15 protein-coding genes are annotated in these 16,534 nt (G+C 67.0%); 11 read left to right on the top strand and 4 right to left on the bottom strand.

The annotated features are described in order from the left end of the window. Window positions 1-128 precede the first annotated feature (128 nt). The 3 genes from J2851_RS36675 to tldD all read right to left on the bottom strand — a co-directional run bounded on the left by J2851_RS36675 (window position 129) and on the right by tldD (window position 3,833). Window positions 129-1,559, bottom strand: a complete 1,431-nt coding sequence (locus J2851_RS36675) for a CAP domain-containing protein (protein WP_209765728.1) — start codon at window positions 1,557-1,559, stop codon at window positions 129-131. Window positions 1,560-1,762: 203 nt separating this feature from the next. Continuing rightward, window positions 1,763-2,287 (bottom strand): glycine cleavage system transcriptional repressor, encoded by a 525-nt coding sequence (locus J2851_RS08540; RefSeq protein WP_209765726.1) that lies wholly within the window; start codon window positions 2,285-2,287, stop codon window positions 1,763-1,765. A gap of 112 nt (window positions 2,288-2,399) precedes the next feature. Continuing rightward, window positions 2,400-3,833 carry a metalloprotease TldD gene (gene tldD / locus J2851_RS08535; protein ID WP_209765724.1) on the bottom strand — a complete coding sequence of 478 codons (1,434 nt, stop codon included), beginning with the start codon at window positions 3,831-3,833 and terminating at the stop codon, window positions 2,400-2,402. A 174-nt stretch (window positions 3,834-4,007) separates the two neighbouring features. Between tldD and J2851_RS08530 the strand changes: the two genes are divergently transcribed. The 10 genes from J2851_RS08530 (at window position 4,008) to J2851_RS08485 (ending at window position 13,960) form a co-directional block, all read left to right on the top strand. Next, the gene (locus J2851_RS08530) at window positions 4,008-5,351 is read left to right on the top strand and encodes a DUF3422 family protein (RefSeq protein ID WP_209765722.1); all 1,344 of its coding nucleotides are present in this window, start codon (window positions 4,008-4,010) and stop codon (window positions 5,349-5,351) included. A 467-nt stretch (window positions 5,352-5,818) separates the two neighbouring features. Then, window positions 5,819-6,661 carry a cytochrome c oxidase subunit II gene (gene coxB, locus J2851_RS08525; RefSeq protein ID WP_209765720.1) on the top strand — a complete coding sequence of 281 codons (843 nt, stop codon included), beginning with the start codon at window positions 5,819-5,821 and terminating at the stop codon, window positions 6,659-6,661. 67 nt (window positions 6,662-6,728) lie between these two features. Beyond that, entirely contained in the window at window positions 6,729-8,351 is a 1,623-nt protein-coding gene (gene ctaD / locus J2851_RS08520) for a cytochrome c oxidase subunit I (protein ID WP_209765718.1), read from the top strand. Window positions 8,352-8,413: 62 nt separating this feature from the next. Beyond that, window positions 8,414-9,343 carry a heme o synthase gene (cyoE, locus tag J2851_RS08515; protein ID WP_209765716.1) on the top strand — a complete coding sequence of 310 codons (930 nt, stop codon included), beginning with the start codon at window positions 8,414-8,416 and terminating at the stop codon, window positions 9,341-9,343. Continuing rightward, window positions 9,340-9,492 carry a hypothetical protein gene (locus J2851_RS08510; RefSeq protein WP_209766058.1) on the top strand — a complete coding sequence of 51 codons (153 nt, stop codon included), beginning with the start codon at window positions 9,340-9,342 and terminating at the stop codon, window positions 9,490-9,492. The genes cyoE and J2851_RS08510 overlap by 4 nt, the downstream gene beginning before the upstream one ends. Before the next feature lie 135 nt (window positions 9,493-9,627). Continuing rightward, window positions 9,628-10,215: a cytochrome c oxidase assembly protein gene (locus J2851_RS08505; RefSeq protein ID WP_209765714.1), complete on the top strand. Its 588-nt coding sequence runs from the start codon at window positions 9,628-9,630 to the stop codon at window positions 10,213-10,215. 90 nt (window positions 10,216-10,305) lie between these two features. Beyond that, entirely contained in the window at window positions 10,306-11,175 is an 870-nt protein-coding gene (locus J2851_RS08500) for a cytochrome c oxidase subunit 3 (protein WP_209765713.1), read from the top strand. A 174-nt stretch (window positions 11,176-11,349) separates the two neighbouring features. After that, window positions 11,350-11,733, top strand: coding sequence for a DUF983 domain-containing protein (locus J2851_RS08495; RefSeq protein WP_209766038.1), 384 nt, complete (start codon window positions 11,350-11,352; stop codon window positions 11,731-11,733). Between the two features lie 2 nt (window positions 11,734-11,735). Then, the gene (locus J2851_RS08490) at window positions 11,736-12,470 is read left to right on the top strand and encodes an SURF1 family protein (RefSeq protein WP_209766037.1); all 735 of its coding nucleotides are present in this window, start codon (window positions 11,736-11,738) and stop codon (window positions 12,468-12,470) included. After that, window positions 12,467-13,960: a carboxypeptidase M32 gene (locus J2851_RS08485; RefSeq protein WP_209765711.1), complete on the top strand. Its 1,494-nt coding sequence runs from the start codon at window positions 12,467-12,469 to the stop codon at window positions 13,958-13,960. The genes J2851_RS08490 and J2851_RS08485 overlap by 4 nt, the downstream gene beginning before the upstream one ends. A gap of 22 nt (window positions 13,961-13,982) precedes the next feature. Here J2851_RS08485 and J2851_RS08480 read toward each other — a convergent pair whose 3' ends face one another. Continuing rightward, window positions 13,983-14,663: a regulator of G-protein signaling domain-containing protein gene (locus J2851_RS08480; protein ID WP_209765709.1), complete on the bottom strand. Its 681-nt coding sequence runs from the start codon at window positions 14,661-14,663 to the stop codon at window positions 13,983-13,985. Window positions 14,664-15,097: 434 nt separating this feature from the next. On the opposite strand from J2851_RS08480, the gene J2851_RS08475 reads away from it, so the two are divergent. Beyond that, window positions 15,098-16,462, top strand: a complete 1,365-nt coding sequence (locus tag J2851_RS08475) for a glycoside hydrolase family 5 protein (RefSeq protein WP_209765706.1) — start codon at window positions 15,098-15,100, stop codon at window positions 16,460-16,462. The last annotated feature ends 72 nt before the right edge of the window (window positions 16,463-16,534 follow it).

Here is a 16,534-nt window from a genome sequence, read left to right as displayed (position 1 = left end):
CCGCGCGGTCGCCGCGGAGAGGAGGAGGGTCAGTGCGATCGCGGTATGGTTCACGCCACGGTGGTGATTATCGGAAGAAACTCCCGATCCATGGCATTGTCACACGTATGAATGCAACCGGAATCGGTTCAGCCGGCGTGCGTGTGGTCCAGGTCCGGCTGATAGCCGTAGGGCAGGTGGTCCGGCAGCCACGCGAGGTCATGGTCGCCGAAGGGCAGGTGCTGCGTGGCGGCGTCGGGCAGGGTGGGGGTGGCGTGGCCCTGCGCCGTGGCCACATGGCCCCAGACATCGACGTCCCCGGTCGGCTCCGGATGCTCGGCGGAGGCGTAGACGCCCTTCACGGCGCTGCCGGGGAAGAAGGACTTGTCGGCGGTGACGACCAGCGCGCCGTTCCACCACATCCCAGGCTGCCCCTTCACCACGTCCTTCCCGTCCAAGGCACCCTTGTCGTAGGTGACGATGCTGTCGGTGGGAGACACGGCGTGGCCGTTGATGGTCACCTTGTTGACGAACAGCGTCCGGTCCTGGCCGTTGATCAGGGCGTCGTTGTCGTACTGGATCTGCACCCGGTGCGCGGTGTCCGGCAGGACCGTGGCGTTGAAGGTGAAGTCCTTGGCCGTGGTGCCCGCGACGCCCTCGCCGATCTTCTTGCCGTCCATCAGCAGGTTGAAATGCGCGTTCACCCCGCCGGCGGCCGTGCCCGACGCGTTGACGACGATCGTCGCAGCCGTGGTGGCGGGAAGCTCCATCGGCGGCGGCAGCGTGCTGGTCGGGGCGGCGACGTCCTGGTTCACGTCCAGCTTCACGTTGCTGGTGCCGATGGTGGCCGTCTTGGTGATCGTGCTGGGCAGCCCGGCCCCGGAGAAGGAGACGGTGTAGGTGCCCGTCGGCAGGTCCATCTGGTAGCCGCCGGCGTCCCAGCTGGTGGTCTGGTAGGTGGTGCCGGTCGCGGACACGGCCTTGATCGTCACGCCGCCGATGCCTTCGCCCGGATCGTAGAAGTTGTCGCCGTCCTTGTCGTCGAAGGTGACGCCGGTCAGGAAGGGATTTCCGGCCGTCTTGGCGAAGTCCTGCGTGCCGGTCATGCCGGTGGAGCCCTGGTATTCGCCGGTCTTCAGGCCGACGCCGATTTCGCGGAAGCTGTCGTTCAGGATGTTGGTGCGGTGCCCGGCCGACTTGAACAGGCCGCTCTCCATCGCCTCGACTGTGGAGGCGTTGATGGATGTGCCCGATCCCCACCGGATGGCGATGTTCTCGCCCCACGTCCAACTGCCGGAGAAGCCGTAGCCGGCGTCGGTCATGCGGGCGCCCGGCGAGCTGCCGTTGATCCCGGTGTGGCTGAAGGTGTCGGTGTCGAGCATCCACTGCGAATGGGCGCGGGCCGCGTCGATCAGCGCCGGATCCCAGGCCAGGGCCGCCTTGGCGGCGGTGGAGATGGTGCCGGCCGTCAGCCCCTGGTTCAGGTCGATCCCCTGGCGCGCCGCCTCCGCCGCAGGGTTGGCGCGCGCCCGGTTGATCAGCTCCAGCATATATTGCTCGTATGCGGTCGGCGTAGCCATCGCGCGATCCTTCCCCTATCCATGGTCATATTGCCTTCTCCTTACACGGGAGGAAGGGGATGGGATTGGGTGAAGAATGGAGGCAAAAAAAGGCGCAGGGGATCGAACGAAAGTCTTTGTTTTGCCAAACAAAAAGCCGCCAAACAAAAAGGCCGGCCGAGTCCAGCGGACCCAACCGGCCTTTGTTTCACTGGTGACTGCGCTCAGACCTCTTCGGCCTCGCAGGTCAGGCCCATGGTCTCGGCGGTGTTGGTCACCGCGGACAGGCAGGTGGCGGAGCGTTCCGGCGGAATGGAGACGGCGAAGCGGATGGTGTAGCGCCCGCCCTCACGCTCCGGCAGCGTCTGCGCGTCCAGTCGGACGATGTTCGCCTCGAACTGCGTGAAGATCTCCGACAGACGGGCGATCAGGCCGGGCTGGTCGCCGCCGGACACTTCGACGCGATGGGTGATGCGCGCCAGCGGGCCGGGTACCGGATCGAAGTCGAATCGCGTGACCTTGATCTGCGCGCCGGCCAACTCCGGCAGGCTCGCCAGCCCGTCCTGCACCTCGTCGACCGTGACGCCCGCCGGCAGTTCGCACACCGCCGAGAACTCGGCGCCGGAGCCCATCACGGCGAAGGTCGCGTCGCGCAGGTTGGCACCCAGCGCGAACAGATGCCCGGTGACGGCGGACACCAGCCCGACCCGGTCCGGGCAGAAGGTCGATACGAGCGCGAGCGTCGCCATCACTAAGCTCCCTGGAGTTTCCTCACCACAGAGGCACGCAAGACACGGAGATTGGATCAACGCCCAACTCCGTGTCTCTGTGCCTCTGTGGTTCCAATGTTTTTTCTTGCGATCAGGCCGCCGTGCCGCCCACGGTCAGCCCGTCGAGCCGCAGCGTCGGCTGGCCGACGCCGACGGGGACGCCCTGGCCCTCCTTGCCGCAGGTGCCGACGCCGGGGTCGAGCTTCGTGTCGTTGCCGATCATCGACACGCGGGTCAGGCTGTCCGGGCCGTTGCCGATCAGGGTGGCGCCCTTCACCGCGGGGCCGAGCTTGCCGTCCTCGATCAGGTAGGCCTCGTTGGCGGAGAAGACGAACTTGCCGTTGGTGATGTCCACCTGGCCGCCGCCGAAGTTCTTGGCGTAGAGGCCCTTCTTGACCGACTTGATGATCTCCTCCGGCGAATGGGGGCCGGGGCGCATCACGGTGTTGGTCATGCGCGGCATGGGGTGATAGGCGAAGCTCTGGCGCCGGCCGTTGCCGGTCGGGCGCACGCCCATCAGGCGGGCGTTCAGGCGGTCCTGCATGAAGCCGACCAGGACGCCGTCCTCGATCAGCGTGGTGCACTGGCCGGGCGTGCCCTCGTCGTCCACGGTGATGGAGCCGCGGCTGTTCTCGATGGTGCCGTCGTCCACGATGGTCACGCCAGGGGCGGCGATGCGCTGGCCCATCAGGCCGGCGAAGGCCGAGGTCTTCTTGCGGTTGAAATCACCCTCCAGCCCGTGGCCGATGGCCTCGTGCAGCAGGATGCCGGGCCAGCCGTTGCCGAGCACCACGGTCATCTCGCCGGCCGGGGCGGGGATGGAGGAGAGGTTCACCAGGGCCGTGCGCAACGCCTCGTCGACGAAGGCGCGCCAAGTCTCCGGCTGCATGTAGTGCTCGTAGGTGACGCGGCCGCCGCCGCCGTGGCCGCCGGTCTCCATGCGGTCGCCTTCGGCCACCACGACGGAGACATTCAGGCGCACCAGCGGGCGCAGGTCGGCGACGCGCACGCCGTCGGCGCGGATGATCTGCACCGCCTGCCACTCGCCGCTGATGGAGCAGGAAACCTGCCGCACGCGCGGGTCCTTGGCGCGGGCGTAGGCGTCGATCTCCGCCAGCAGCTTCACCTTCGCCTCGAAGGGCACGATGGGCAGCGGGTTGTCGGGGATGTAGAGCGCGCGGTTGGTGCCGCCCGGCGGCTCCGCCACCGTCCCGGCGTGGCCGGCCTGCACGGCGCGCACGGTCGCGGCGGCGCGGCGGATGGCGTCCTCCGACAGGTTGGAGGCGTGGGCGTAGCCTGCCGCCTCGCCCGCGATGGCGCGCAGGCCGAAGCCCTGGGTCGTGTCGAAGCTGGCCGACTTCAGCTTGCCGTCATCCCAGCCCAGCGACTCGCTCTGCGAATACTCCAGGTACAGCTCCCCGTCGTCGGACCCGCGGAGGGCTTCCGCGACGATCCCTTCGACGCGGGACCGGTCCAGGCCGGCGCGGTTGAAGAACAGGTCGTCGGTTGTGGCGAGCGCGCTCATGAGGACTCCGGGGTATCGGACTTAAGACGTAGGGCGATGGACGCAGGCATGGTCGCGCCCGCACCCGTGATGTGGTCTAAAGATCGGACTTTATAGTGTGGCGACGGGCGGGGCATCCGGCAAGGCTCCTCACCCTCGGCACCAGGGCCTTTTGACGTGCAGGGGGGTGATGCCATGACCGGGGAAACCGCAGCGCTCGGCCAGAGCCTGGAGGCCGCCGCCCGCCCGCTGAAGGACCATGCCCTGCGCGTGACCCTGACCAACGAGGTGCACACCCGCCCGCCGGAGGTGCTGGCCGCTCCGGTGCGCGCGACCATGCTCGCCATGCTCTCCGGCGAGGGGGCGGCGGAGGCCGACCGGAGACAGCTGGAAAAGCTGTGCGACTGGGCGGGCGTGCCGCGCCCGCCGGCCGGGGCGACGCACTACAGCGGTTCCTTCGGCAGCTTCCGCCTGAAGTGGGAACGGCACACCGAATTCTCCACCTGGACCATCTTCCGGCCCAACGCCACCGTGCCCGGCGTGTTGGCGGACCCGTTCCAGGATCCGGCGCTGAACGCCGTGCCGCGGGACTGGCTGGCCGGGCTGCCGGGCGAGTTGATGGTCGGCGTCCATGTGGCCCTGCTGGACGCCGATTCGCCGGAGCCGTCGGCCAACATGCTCGCCGCCATGTTCGGGTCGCAGGGCTACATCGGCACGCGGATTTCCGGGCGCGCGGCCACGGCCTGGACCGACTTCCGCATCCACGGCGACGGCTTCTCCCGCATCCTGATCGCCGACCACGGCATGACCCCGAACCAGGCCGGCCGCACCGTGCAGCGCCTGCTGGAGATCGAGACCTATCGGGTCATGGCCCTGCTGGCGCTGCCGGTGGCGCGCGGGGTGCTGCCGCGAATCGGCCCGATCGAGGCGGATCTGGCCGACCTGACCGCCCGGATCGCCACGCTGGGCGGGCTGGACGACGAGCGCGACCTGCTCGACCGCCTGACCCTGCTCGCCGCCCAGACGGAGCAGATCGCCGCCGAGACCGCCTACCGCTTCGATGCGGCCCGCGCCTACTACAAGCTGGTGGAGAAGCGCATCGAGGAGCTGCGCGAGGTCCGCATCGAGGGGCTGCCCACGGTGGGCGAGTTCATGGACCGCCGCCTCGCCCCGGCGATCCGCACCTGCGAGGCGGCCCACGCGCGGCTCCAGGCCCTGTCGCAGCGGGTGGCCCGCGCCAGCAACCTGCTGCGCACCCGCGTGGAGATCGCCGTGGAAGGGCAGAACGCCGAGCTGCTGGCCTCCATGGACAAGCGTGCGCAGATGCAGCTCCGCTTGCAGGAGACGGTCGAGGGCTTCTCGGTCGTGGCGATCAGCTACTATCTGGTGGGCATCGTCGGCTACGCCGCGAAGGGGATGAAGGGCTTCGGCATGAAGGTCGATCCGGACCTGATCGTCGGCCTGATGATTCCCATCGTGATCGCCTTCGTCTGGTCCGGCGTGCGCCGAGTCCGCAAGGCCATCACCGGCGGGCACTGAGTCCGGAGGAATGGCGAGTCGCCGGTCGGGACCGGCGACAAGCGTCGCCCGGACCGTGTCGGCAGACCCTTAAGGGGGCGGCGCGCCGGCGCCGGGCGGGTGCTAGGCCCTTGTTCCGTCGAGACAATTCGCGACACGAACAATGTGCGACAGGATGTCGCAGTGCTAAACCCATGCGTGGGCTCAACCTCTAGCGATGAGAGAGCTTCAACGCCGCACTGCGCCTATGTCCTTCGTGTGAGGACGGCGTGCTTGTTCCCAAGCGCAATGCAGGGTTAAGCTCGTGCTGCAGCGAAATGTCGCGCCACGAACGGCATGATCTCTGCAGCATCCGGCCCTCGCCGGAACGCCCGACTGTATGCCGTGCTAATAGTTCGGTACACAAACAATATGGGCGACGGAGGGGCCGGCGGGAAGGGTAAACCGCGGCCTATGACCACCGGTTGCGGCCAACGAGAGGGTTGGGGATGAAGACGCAGACCCTGAACGCCGCCGTCTTGGCGGCGCTGACATCTTTGTGCGGTTTTTCCGGGGCCGGCTCTGCCGCCGAACCCCATCCCTGGCAGCTTGGGCTCCAGGAGGCGGCGACGCCGGTCAAGCATGCCATGGACTCGTTCCACAGCCTGCTGACCGTCATCATCTTCGCCATCGTCCTGTTCGTGGCGGCCCTGCTGGTCCTGTGCGTCGTGCGCTTCAGCGCGAAGAAGAACCCGGTGCCGTCCAAGACCTCGCACCACACGATTCTGGAGGTCGCCTGGACCGTCGTCCCGGTCATCGTCCTGATCGTCATCGCGGTGCCGTCCTTCAAGCTGCTGTACCAGGCGGAACGGACGCCCGAGGCGGAGATGACCATCAAGGTCACTGGACGGCAGTGGTACTGGGACTATGAGTATCCCGACCACGGCAACATCACCTTCTCCAGCTACATGATCCCGGACAGCGACCTGAAGCCCGGCCAGCGCCGCCTGCTCGAGGTGGACAACCGCGTGGTCCTGCCGGTCGACACCACGGTCCGCGTGCTGGTCACCGGCGGCGACGTCATCCACTCCTGGGCGGTTCCGTCCTTCGGCGTGAAGAAGGACGCCGTGCCCGGCCGCACCAACGAGACCTGGGTTAAGATCGAGAAGGAAGGCACCTACTACGGCCAGTGCTCCGAGATTTGCGGCGTCAACCACGGCTTCATGCCGATCGCGGTCGAGGCCGTCTCGAAGGAGAAGTTCGCCGAGTGGGTCGCCAAGGCCAAGGTCGCCTACGGCACGCCGGAGAAGCGCGACGTCGCCCAGGCGCCGGCCAACGGCACCGTTCAGTAAGCCGCAGCACGTCCAAAAGACCATTTCGGCCAAGAAAAAACCATTCCGCCGACGCGAGGTTAGAGACATGGCAAATGCCAATCCGGGGGAGGCGCAGGGACACGGCGCCCATGGACATGACCACGGGCACGATCACCACGTGCCGGGGTTCGTCCATCGCTGGTTCTACTCCACCAACCACAAGGACATCGGCACGCTCTACCTGATCTTCTCGGTCATCGCCGGGCTGATCGGCGGCCTGTTCTCCGTCATCATGCGCCTGGAGCTTCAGTCCCCGGGCATGCAGTTCGTGGCGGACGGGCAGGTCTGGAACGTGCTGATCACGGCGCACGGCCTGATCATGGTGTTCTTCGTGGTCATGCCGGCGCTGATCGGCGGCTTCGGGAACTGGTTCGTGCCGCTCATGATCGGGTCGCCCGACATGGCCTTCCCGCGCATGAACAACATCAGCTTCTGGCTGATCGTTCCGGCCTTCCTGCTGCTGCTGGGATCGGCCTTCGTGGGGCAGGGCGCCGGTACGGGCTGGACGATCTACCCGCCGCTGTCCTCCACTCTCGGCCAGAACGGACCGTCGGTGGACATGGCGATCTTCGCGCTGCACTTGGCCGGTGCCTCGTCGATCCTGGGTGCGGTGAACTTCATCACGACCATCTTCAACATGCGCGCGCCGGGCATGACGCTGCACAAGATGCCGCTGTTCGTGTGGGCGATGCTGGTGACGGCCTTCCTGCTGCTGCTGGCCGTGCCGGTACTGGGCGGCGCCATCACCATGCTGCTGACCGACCGCAACTTCGGCACCACCTTCTTCAATCCGGAAGGCGGCGGCGACCCGATCCTGTTCCAGCACCTGTTCTGGTTCTTCGGCCACCCCGAAGTCTACATCATGATCCTGCCGGCCTTCGGCATCATCAGCCACATCGTCTCGACCTTTTCCAAGAAGCCGGTGTTCGGCTACCTGGGCATGGCCTACGCGATGGTGGCGATCGGCGTGGTCGGCTTCGTGGTGTGGGCGCACCACATGTACACGGTCGGCCTGGACGTGAACACGAAGGCCTACTTCACCGCGGCGACGATGATCATCGCGGTGCCGACGGGCGTGAAGATCTTCTCCTGGATCGCCACCATGTGGGGCGGCTCCATCGAGTTCAAGACGCCGATGCTCTGGGCGCTCGGCTTCATCTTCCTGTTCACGGTCGGCGGCGTCACCGGCGTGGTGCTGGCCAACGGCGGCATGGACATCGTCCTGCACGACACCTACTACGTGGTCGCGCACTTCCACTACGTGCTGTCGCTGGGCGCGGTCTTCTCGATCTTCGCGGGCTGGTACTACTGGATCGGCAAGATGTCGGGCCGGCAGTATCCGGAGTTCTGGGGCAAGGTCCACTTCTGGACGACCTTCGTCGGCGTGAACCTGATCTTCTTCCCGCAGCACTTCCTGGGCCTGGCCGGCATGCCGCGCCGCATCCCGGACTATCCGGACGCGTTCTCCGGCTGGAACATGATTTCCTCGCTCGGCGCCTACATCTCCTTCGCGTCCACGCTGTTGTTCGTGTGGATCGCGATCAAGACGCTGCGCAGCGGCGAGAAGGTGGACGCCGCCTACTGGGGTCCGCAGGCCGGCACGCTGGAGTGGACCGTCAGCTCCCCGCCGCCGTTCCACGCCTTCGAGACGCTTCCGCAGGTGAAATAATAAGTACACGTGAGTATCTAGGCCGGGGGCGGTGAGCAGCCCCCGGTTGGAGGGCAGAGAGAATGACGGACCTGAGCCTGGAACGGGCAGCGGACGGGCGGTTTGCCGACAGTGGATTGGGCGGATCGACCGCGGGCGACTACATCGAGTTGCTGAAGCCGCGCGTGATGTCGCTGGTGGTGTTCACCGGCCTTGCCGGAATCGTGGTGGCGCCGGGGCATATGCACCCGGTGCTCGCGGCGGTGGCGGTGCTGTGCATCGCGGTGGGGGCGGGCGCGTCCGGCGCCATCAACATGTGGTACGACCGCGACATCGACGCGATCATGTCCCGCACGGCGAAGCGCCCGATCCCGTCGGGCCGGGTGGAGCCGGACAACGCGCTGGCCTTCGGCGTGATTCTGGCCGCGGCGTCCGTCGTGGTCATGGGGTTGGCCGTCAACTGGGTGGCGGCGGCCCTGCTGGCGCTCACCGTCGGCTTCTACGTGTTCGTCTACACCATGTGGCTGAAGCGCCGCACGCCGCAGAACATCGTGATCGGGGGTGCTGCCGGCGCCTTCCCGCCGATGATCGGCTGGGCGGCGGTGACCGGCGGGGTCGAGTTGCCCTCCATCCTGCTGTTCCTGCTGATTTTCCTGTGGACGCCGCCGCACTTCTGGGCGCTGGCGCTGTTCCGCAATGGGGACTACACCCGCGCCGGGGTCCCGATGATGCCGGTCGTGGCGGGGCCGGAGGCGACGAAGCGCCAGATGCTGCTCTACACGCTGGTGCTGCTTCCGGTGGCCGCGGCGCCCTACGCCGTCGGGATCGGCGGGCTCGCCTACCTGATCGGGTCGAGCCTGCTGGGCCTGCTGTTCGTGCTGTGCGCCGTCCGCGTGTTGCGGGCGACCGACGACAAGCCGGCCAAGCAGATGTTCGGCTTCTCGATCCTCTACCTGTTCCTGCTGTTCGCCCTGCTGGTGGGCGAGCACCTCGTCACCGGAGGTGGGGCATGACCGTTATGGCCAACTTGAATGATGAAAGCTCGGAAATTGAACGGCGCCGGCGGCTGCGCGGGCGCAATTACGCGGTCCTGGCCGCGCTGATCGCGCTGGTCGTGCTGTTCTACGTCATCACCGTCGTCCGCATGGGCGGCGCGCATTAAAGCGGATTGCGATCCGCTTTGGACCGCGACCGCGGGCCCGGCCGCCCATGCGGCCGAAGCCCGGCCGGCGAATGAGGCCATATGAATCTAAAGCGAATGACAATTCGCTTTAGGCGGGATGCAGGGGAGGGGGCCATGAACGACAAGATCCGGCGGCGCAACCGTCTGTTCGGCATCGCCCTGTTCGGGCTGGTGGCCGGCATGGTCGGGCTGGCCTTCGCGTCGGCCCCCCTCTATTCGCTGTTCTGCCGGGTCACCGGCTTCGGCGGGACCACGCAGCGGGCGGAGGCCGCCGCCACGCGGATCGTCGACCGCACCATCACCATCCGCTTCAACGCGGACGTCAACAACGCGCTGCCCTGGAATTTCCAGCCGGAGCTGCGCGAGGTGAAGGTGAAGCTGGGCGAGACGGGCCTTGCCAACTACCGGGCGGAGAATCGCTCCGCCAAGCCCACGGTCGGCACGGCGGTCTACAACGTCACGCCGGACAAGGCCGGCATCTACTTCAACAAGATCCAGTGCTTCTGCTTCAACGAGCAGGTGCTGGAGCCTGGGCAGCAGGTGGACATGCCGGTCGCCTTCTTCGTCGACCCGGCCCTGGCCGACGACCCGAACATGGAGGACGTCGGCACCATCACGCTGTCCTACACCTTCTTCCGCGCGAACGACGAAAAGCAGGTGCTGGCGCAGCATGCGGCCAAGCCGCAAGGCACGACGAATTGAGCGACGGAAGCACATAAGAAGCAACGGGTGGCGGGCGACCGCGAACCACGAGACAAGATCGGCGAAACAAATCGGGGTTGGAAAGAGACGATGGCCGACATCACGCACGCGCAAATGCCGCATCCGCCTGCCTCCGCGCACGGCGCCGGGGCCGGCATTCCGCATCCCTACCATCTGGTGAAGCCAAGCCCCTGGCCGCTGCTGGGCGCCTTCGCGGGCGGCCTGTTCGCGCTGGGCATGGTCATCTACATGCACGGGGGCGGCAAGCTGCTGGCCATCCTGGGCTTCGCGTCCATCCTGGGCGTGATGTTCGGCTGGTGGCGCGACGTCATCCGCGAAGCCGTGCGCGAGAAGGCGCACACCCCGGTGGTGAAGATCGGCCTGCGCTACGGCATGTCGCTGTTCATCGCGTCGGAGGTGATGTTCTTCGCCGCCTTCTTCTGGGCCTTCTACGACGCCGCCCTGTTCCCGAAGGTCTTCGCCGAGAACCCGCAGGGCGTCTGGCCGCCGCCGAACATCGAGCCGCTGGAGACCTTCCACCTGCCGCTGATGATGACGCTGATCCTGCTTCTGTCGGGCGTCACCGTCACCTGGGCGCACCACGCCATCATCGAGGGCAAGAACGCCGAGGCCTCCAAGGCGCTGGGCCTGACGGTCCTGCTGGGCGTGATGTTCACCTTCTTCCAGGGCTGGGAATACGCCCACGCCGCCTTCGGCTTCAAGGAAGGCATCTACCCGTCCACCTTCTTCATGGCGACGGGCTTCCACGGCTTCCACGTCATCGTCGGCACGATCTTCCTGGCCGTCTGCTGGATCCGCACCATGAAGGGCCACTTCACCCCGAAGAGCCACTTCGGCTTCGAGGCGGCGGCCTGGTACTGGCACTTCGTCGACGTGGTCTGGCTGTTCCTGTTCGTGTCGGTCTACTGGTGGGGCTCGCACGGCGGCGGCGCCCACTGACCGGTTGCCTTCTCGCCCTCTCCCAGCCCTGCTGGGAGAGGGAGGGACCCGCCGACGGCGGGAGGGTGAGGGCAAGGTCATCCCGAGAAACCTAGCCCTCACCCTCCCACGGCTCCGCCATGGGCCCCTCCCTCTCCCGCCGGAGGCGGGCGAGGGGACTTGGTCCACGAAAGGATGGGTGTGGTGAGCACCTACTATCCGAACGTCTCGCCGATGACCGCGGGCCTGCGCTGTGCCTGCCCGCGCTGCGGCCGGGGGAAGCTGTTCAAGGGCTTCCTGACCACCAACGAGCGCTGCTCCGTCTGCGGGCTGAACCTCGCCCGCCAGGACAGCGGCGACGGCCCGGCCGTGTTCCTGATCTTCATCCTGGGCTTCCTGGTCGTTCCCGTCGCGCTGTGGGTGTCGATGACCGTGGAGTGGCCGCTCTGGCTTCACGCCATCGTCTGGAGCATCGTGATCCTCGGGCTGGCGCTGGGCATGCTGCGCCCGGCCAAGGCCTATGTGGTGGCGCTGCAGTACCGCCACCGCCGCGACGAGCTTGAGGACACCGACGCGTGACCATGACGGCGACCGCCGAACCCCGCCGCTTCCGCCCGTCGCTGTGGGCGACGCTGACCACCGTGCCTGCGGTGCTGGTCATGCTGGCGCTCGGCACGTGGCAGGTGCAGCGGCTGCACTGGAAGGACGAGCTGATCCACCGGGTGGAGCAGCGCCTGCACGCCGCCCCGGCGCCTCTGCCCGCCACGATCGCGGACCCCGCCGATTTCGAATTCCGCCCCGTCACGCTGTCCGGCCGATTCCTGAACGACAAGGAGATGCGGCTGATCGCGCGGCCCCACCAGGGGCAGGTCGGCTACGAGGTGCTGACCCCGCTGGAGCGCGCCGATGGAGCCGGCGTGGTGCTGGTGAACCGCGGCTTCGTCCCCATGGACAAGCGCGACCCCGCCACCCGCCCGGACAGCCGTGTGGAGGGGCCGGTCACCCTGACCGGGATGGTCCGCCTGCCGCAGCCCGCCGGCTGGCTTCAGCCCGACAATCGGCCGGGCGCCGACGCCTGGATGCGGATCGACCCGCCGGTCATGGCGGCCTCCGTGGGGCTGCCCAACGTCGCCCCGGTGGTGGTGGAGGCATTGCCGGACCCGTCCCGCGGCTCCGCCCCGCTCAACGGCATTCAGCCGCAGGTGGAGCTGCCGAACAACCACCTGCAATACGCGATCACGTGGTATAGCCTCGCCGCGACGCTGATCGTCGTCTATGTCCTGTCGCAACGCCGCCGGATCGGGACCCCCTCATGACCGCATACCAGGACCTGGAACGCCGCTTCGCCCGCATCGCCGCCATCGGGGACGCGCTGGGCATCCTCAGCTGGGACACCCAGACGACCATGCCCGACGGCTCCAACGACGCGCGCGCGGAGCAGACGGCGACGCTGACTGTCCTGGCCCACGAGCTGGAAACCGACCCGCGCGTCGCCGACTGGCTGGCCGAGGCGGAGGGCGACGGCAGCCTGGACGACTGGCAGCGCGCCAACTTGCGGGAGATGCGGCGCAGCCACCGCCACGCTACCGCCGTCCCGACGGACCTCGTCGAGGCGACCAGCAAGGCGATCTCCGCCTGCGACATGATCTGGCGCACCGCACGGGCGGAAAGCGACTACGCCATGCTGCTGCCCTCCCTGACGGACGTGCTGCGCCGCGTGCGGGAGTGCGGGGAGGCCAAGGCCGCGGTGATGGGCCTGACGCCCTACGACACCATGCTGGACGAGCACGACCCCGGCGCCCGAGCCGCGCGCATCGACGCGCTGTTCGACGACCTCGCCGGCTTCCTGCCCGGTCTGATCGAGCGCGTGCTGGAGAAGCAGGCGCGCGACCCGGACCCGATCCGGCCGGAGGGGCCCTTCGCCGTCGAGGCGCAGAAGGCGCTGGGCGTGCGGCTGATGGGGCAGGCGGGGTTCGACTTCAACCGCGGGCGTCTGGACGTGTCGCTGCACCCCTTCTGCGGCGGCGCCACCGACGACGTGCGCATCACCACCCGCTACGACGAGGCCGACTTCACCAAGGCCCTGATGGGCGTGATGCACGAGACCGGCCACGCCCTGTACGAGCAGGGCCGCCCGCGCGCCTGGATCCACCAGCCGGTCGGGCAGGCGCGCGGCATGGCCGTGCACGAGAGCCAGTCGCTGATCGTGGAGATGCAGGCCTGCCGCTCGGCGGAGTTCCTGTCCTACCTCGGCCCCGTGGCGCGGGACGCCTTCGGCGGCTCCGGCCCGGCCTGGGAGCCGGACAACCTGCGGCGCCTCTACACCCGCGTGGAGCGCGGTTTCATCCGCGTCGACGCCGACGAGGTCACCTATCCGGCGCACGTCATTCTGCGCTTCCGCCTGGAAAAGGCGCTGGTCGGCGGCGATCTGGACCTGAAGGACCTGCCCGGCGCCTGGAACGAGGGCATGCGGACCCTGCTCGGGGTGGAGCCGCCCAACGACCGGCTGGGCTGCCTTCAGGACATCCACTGGCCGTCCGGCGGCTGGGGCTATTTCCCCAGCTACACGCTGGGCGCCATGACCGCCGCGCAACTGTTCGACGCGGCCACCCGCGCCGACGCGTCGATCAAGCCGGCGCTCGCCCGCGGCGACCTCGGCCCGCTGGTGGCGTGGCTGCGCGCGAACGTTCACGGCAAGGGCTGCCTGTTTGCCTCAGGCGACGAGCTGCTGACCGCCGCCACTGGCCGGCCGCTGGACGTGTCCGTCTTCAAGCGGCACCTGGAGACGCGCTACCTGGGGGCGTGAGGCCCCCGGAGGTGCTCTGGCGTCACAGCGTCGACTTGACCTTCGGGATCTTCAGCGTGTTGATGTAGCGCGCCAGCGTGTCGCACAGGTTCATCATGGCGTCGTTCTTCAGCTTGTCCACGGCGTCCTTGAAATCATGTTCGCCGCGAAGCGCTGAAAAGTAGGCCTTCTTCGCCGTGCTGCCGAGGTTGATCTCCTTGGCCGCCGATCCCGAGATGTACTCGTCGAGCAGCGCGCGCAGGTCCGTCAGCTTCTTGACCTTCTGGACCGCCATCAGGAAGTCGAAGTTTTCGGTGCTGAACTCACCCTCGCAATATTTTCGGACGTCCTTGAGCTTTCCGGATTTCACGAGCTTTTCAAGATCCTTGAAGGTTCTCGTGGTCTCGGCGGCGGCCAATTTGCTGACGTCTTCGATGCCGTCGGCCAGGGCCTTGACCGCCTTCCGGTAATCGGCGTCCTCCTTGCCGTCGCAGGCGTCGGCTTCTTCCTTCAGGGCCTTCATGTAGGCCGTGGCCTGGGCGACGAAGAGGTGCATCGCCGCGTTCTTGGCCCGGAAGCTGGTCGCCTTGTCGAACAGGGCCAGCGCCTTCGATATGCCCGTCGCCTTGAAGGCGATGCCGAAGATCTTCGTCTTCGGCTTCTTCTTGCCGGTGGCCTTCTCGAACTGCTTCTTCTGCTTTTCCCATTCGGCAAGAACGCTCATCGGCACGAACCTCCGGCTACGATCACCGGCGTTCGTTACCATGCCCGGAGCGATCTGTGTTAGGCGGGTCTGGTTCAATTTGAAGTGGAAACCACCGGTGGTGCCGACGGCCACCCGCGGCGGAATACCTCGAACGCCGGCGCTCAGACCATCGGTGAGCGGAAGAAATTTCCAACGCAAAGGTATAAGCACCACCCAACTTTGCGGTCTGCAAGGTCTCGGCAATTCCGAACCATCTTCTTGCAAAATGCCGTTCAAAACAGCGCAAGCTCTCGGATCGCGCCTGTTGGCAAAAATACCAGATAAATCCTATGAACCGCATTTGGTCACAACCCCGAACAAATGCGGCAAAAGCTCGGCGCGAATGGCAATGTTTCGTTAACCATAAACGGCCAGCCTCGGGACCAACGCGAACGGCAACGAGGTTCAGAACAATGACCATCGCCAATGGCTTCCTGCACACGGACGGCAACCAGATCGTCGATTCGTCGGGCCAGAACATCAAGCTGACCGGCGTGAACTGGTTCGGTGGCGAGGGCTTCGTCTTCAACCCCAACGGCATGGACATGCGCGGTTACTGGGGGATGATGGACCAGATGAAGTCCCTCGGCTTCAACACCATCCGTCTTCCGTGGAGCGATGCGGGCCTTGACGCGGACCGTGCGACGGGCATCGACACCTCCAAGAACCCCGACCTCGAGAACAAGACCCCGCTCGAGGTGATGGACAAGGTGATCGACTATGCCGGCCGCATCGGCCTGAAGGTCATCCTGGACCACCATCGCTCCAGCGACGGTGCGTCCGCCAACGAGAACGGCCTGTGGTACGACGACAAGTACCCCGAGTCGAAGATGATCGAAAACTGGAAGATGCTGGCCGAGCGCTACAAGGGCAACGACACCGTCATCGGTGCCGACCTGCACAACGAGCCGCACGGCGACGCGACCTGGGGCGGCGGCGACAAGGCCACCGACTGGGCCTGGGCCGCGGAGCGCATCGGCAACGCCATCCAGTCCGTGAACAAGGACTGGCTGCTGCTGGTCGAGGGCGTGGAGATCCACGACAACAAGTGGGATTGGTGGGGCGGCAACCTCGCCGGCGCCAAGGATCGCCCGATCGAGTTCGACGTGCCGGACAAGCTGGTCTACTCGGTCCACTCCTACGGCCCGTCGGTCAACCAGATGTCGTGGTTCAACGACCCGAACTTCCCGAACAACCTGCCGAAGCAGTACACCGACAACTGGGGCTGGGCGCTGAAGGACAACAAGGCGCCGGTGCTGGTGGGTGAGTTCGGCGGCAAGCTCGACACCGCCGAGGACAAGGCCTACATCGCCAAGCTCGTCCAGTACATGAACGGCGACTTCGATGGCAACGGCTCCAACGACCTGGGTGCGGGCAAGGAGGGCGCCAGCTGGACCTACTGGTCGTGGAACCCGAACTCGGGCGACACGGGCGGCATCCTGAAGGACGACTGGCAGTCCGTCGACCAGACCAAGATGAACGCCATCAAGTCCGGCCTGTACTCCGGCGGCGCCGGTTCCGGCAAGGCCCCCTGGTCGCCGGCCTCCGCCCAGGCCCTGTCGGAAGGCGTCCACCAGGTCGATGGCCAGGACAACGTCAACGTCTGGACCCACGCCGCCGTGCAGGCCCAGCCGGCCGCCGCCGCGGCCGTGGCGACCCCGACGGCCGAGGTGGCTGCCGCGCTGCACGACCTGACGGTCAACGGGCTGGATCACGTGGACGCTGCGCACGATCCGTCGCAGATCCACTACACCGCGCTGGACCACACCGCCGGCTGAACGGCGGTCTGATCGGGCGAAATCTGGAGGGGGCCGGCGTTCCAGCGCCGGCCCCCTTCGTTCGTCGAAGAT

The sequence above is a fragment of the Azospirillum rugosum genome, assembly GCF_017876155.1.
In the GTDB taxonomy this organism is placed as follows: Bacteria; Pseudomonadota; Alphaproteobacteria; order Azospirillales; family Azospirillaceae; genus Azospirillum; species Azospirillum rugosum.
Note: the sequence above shows the minus strand (reverse complement) of the source record. Positions and strands in the feature narration are given on the sequence as shown.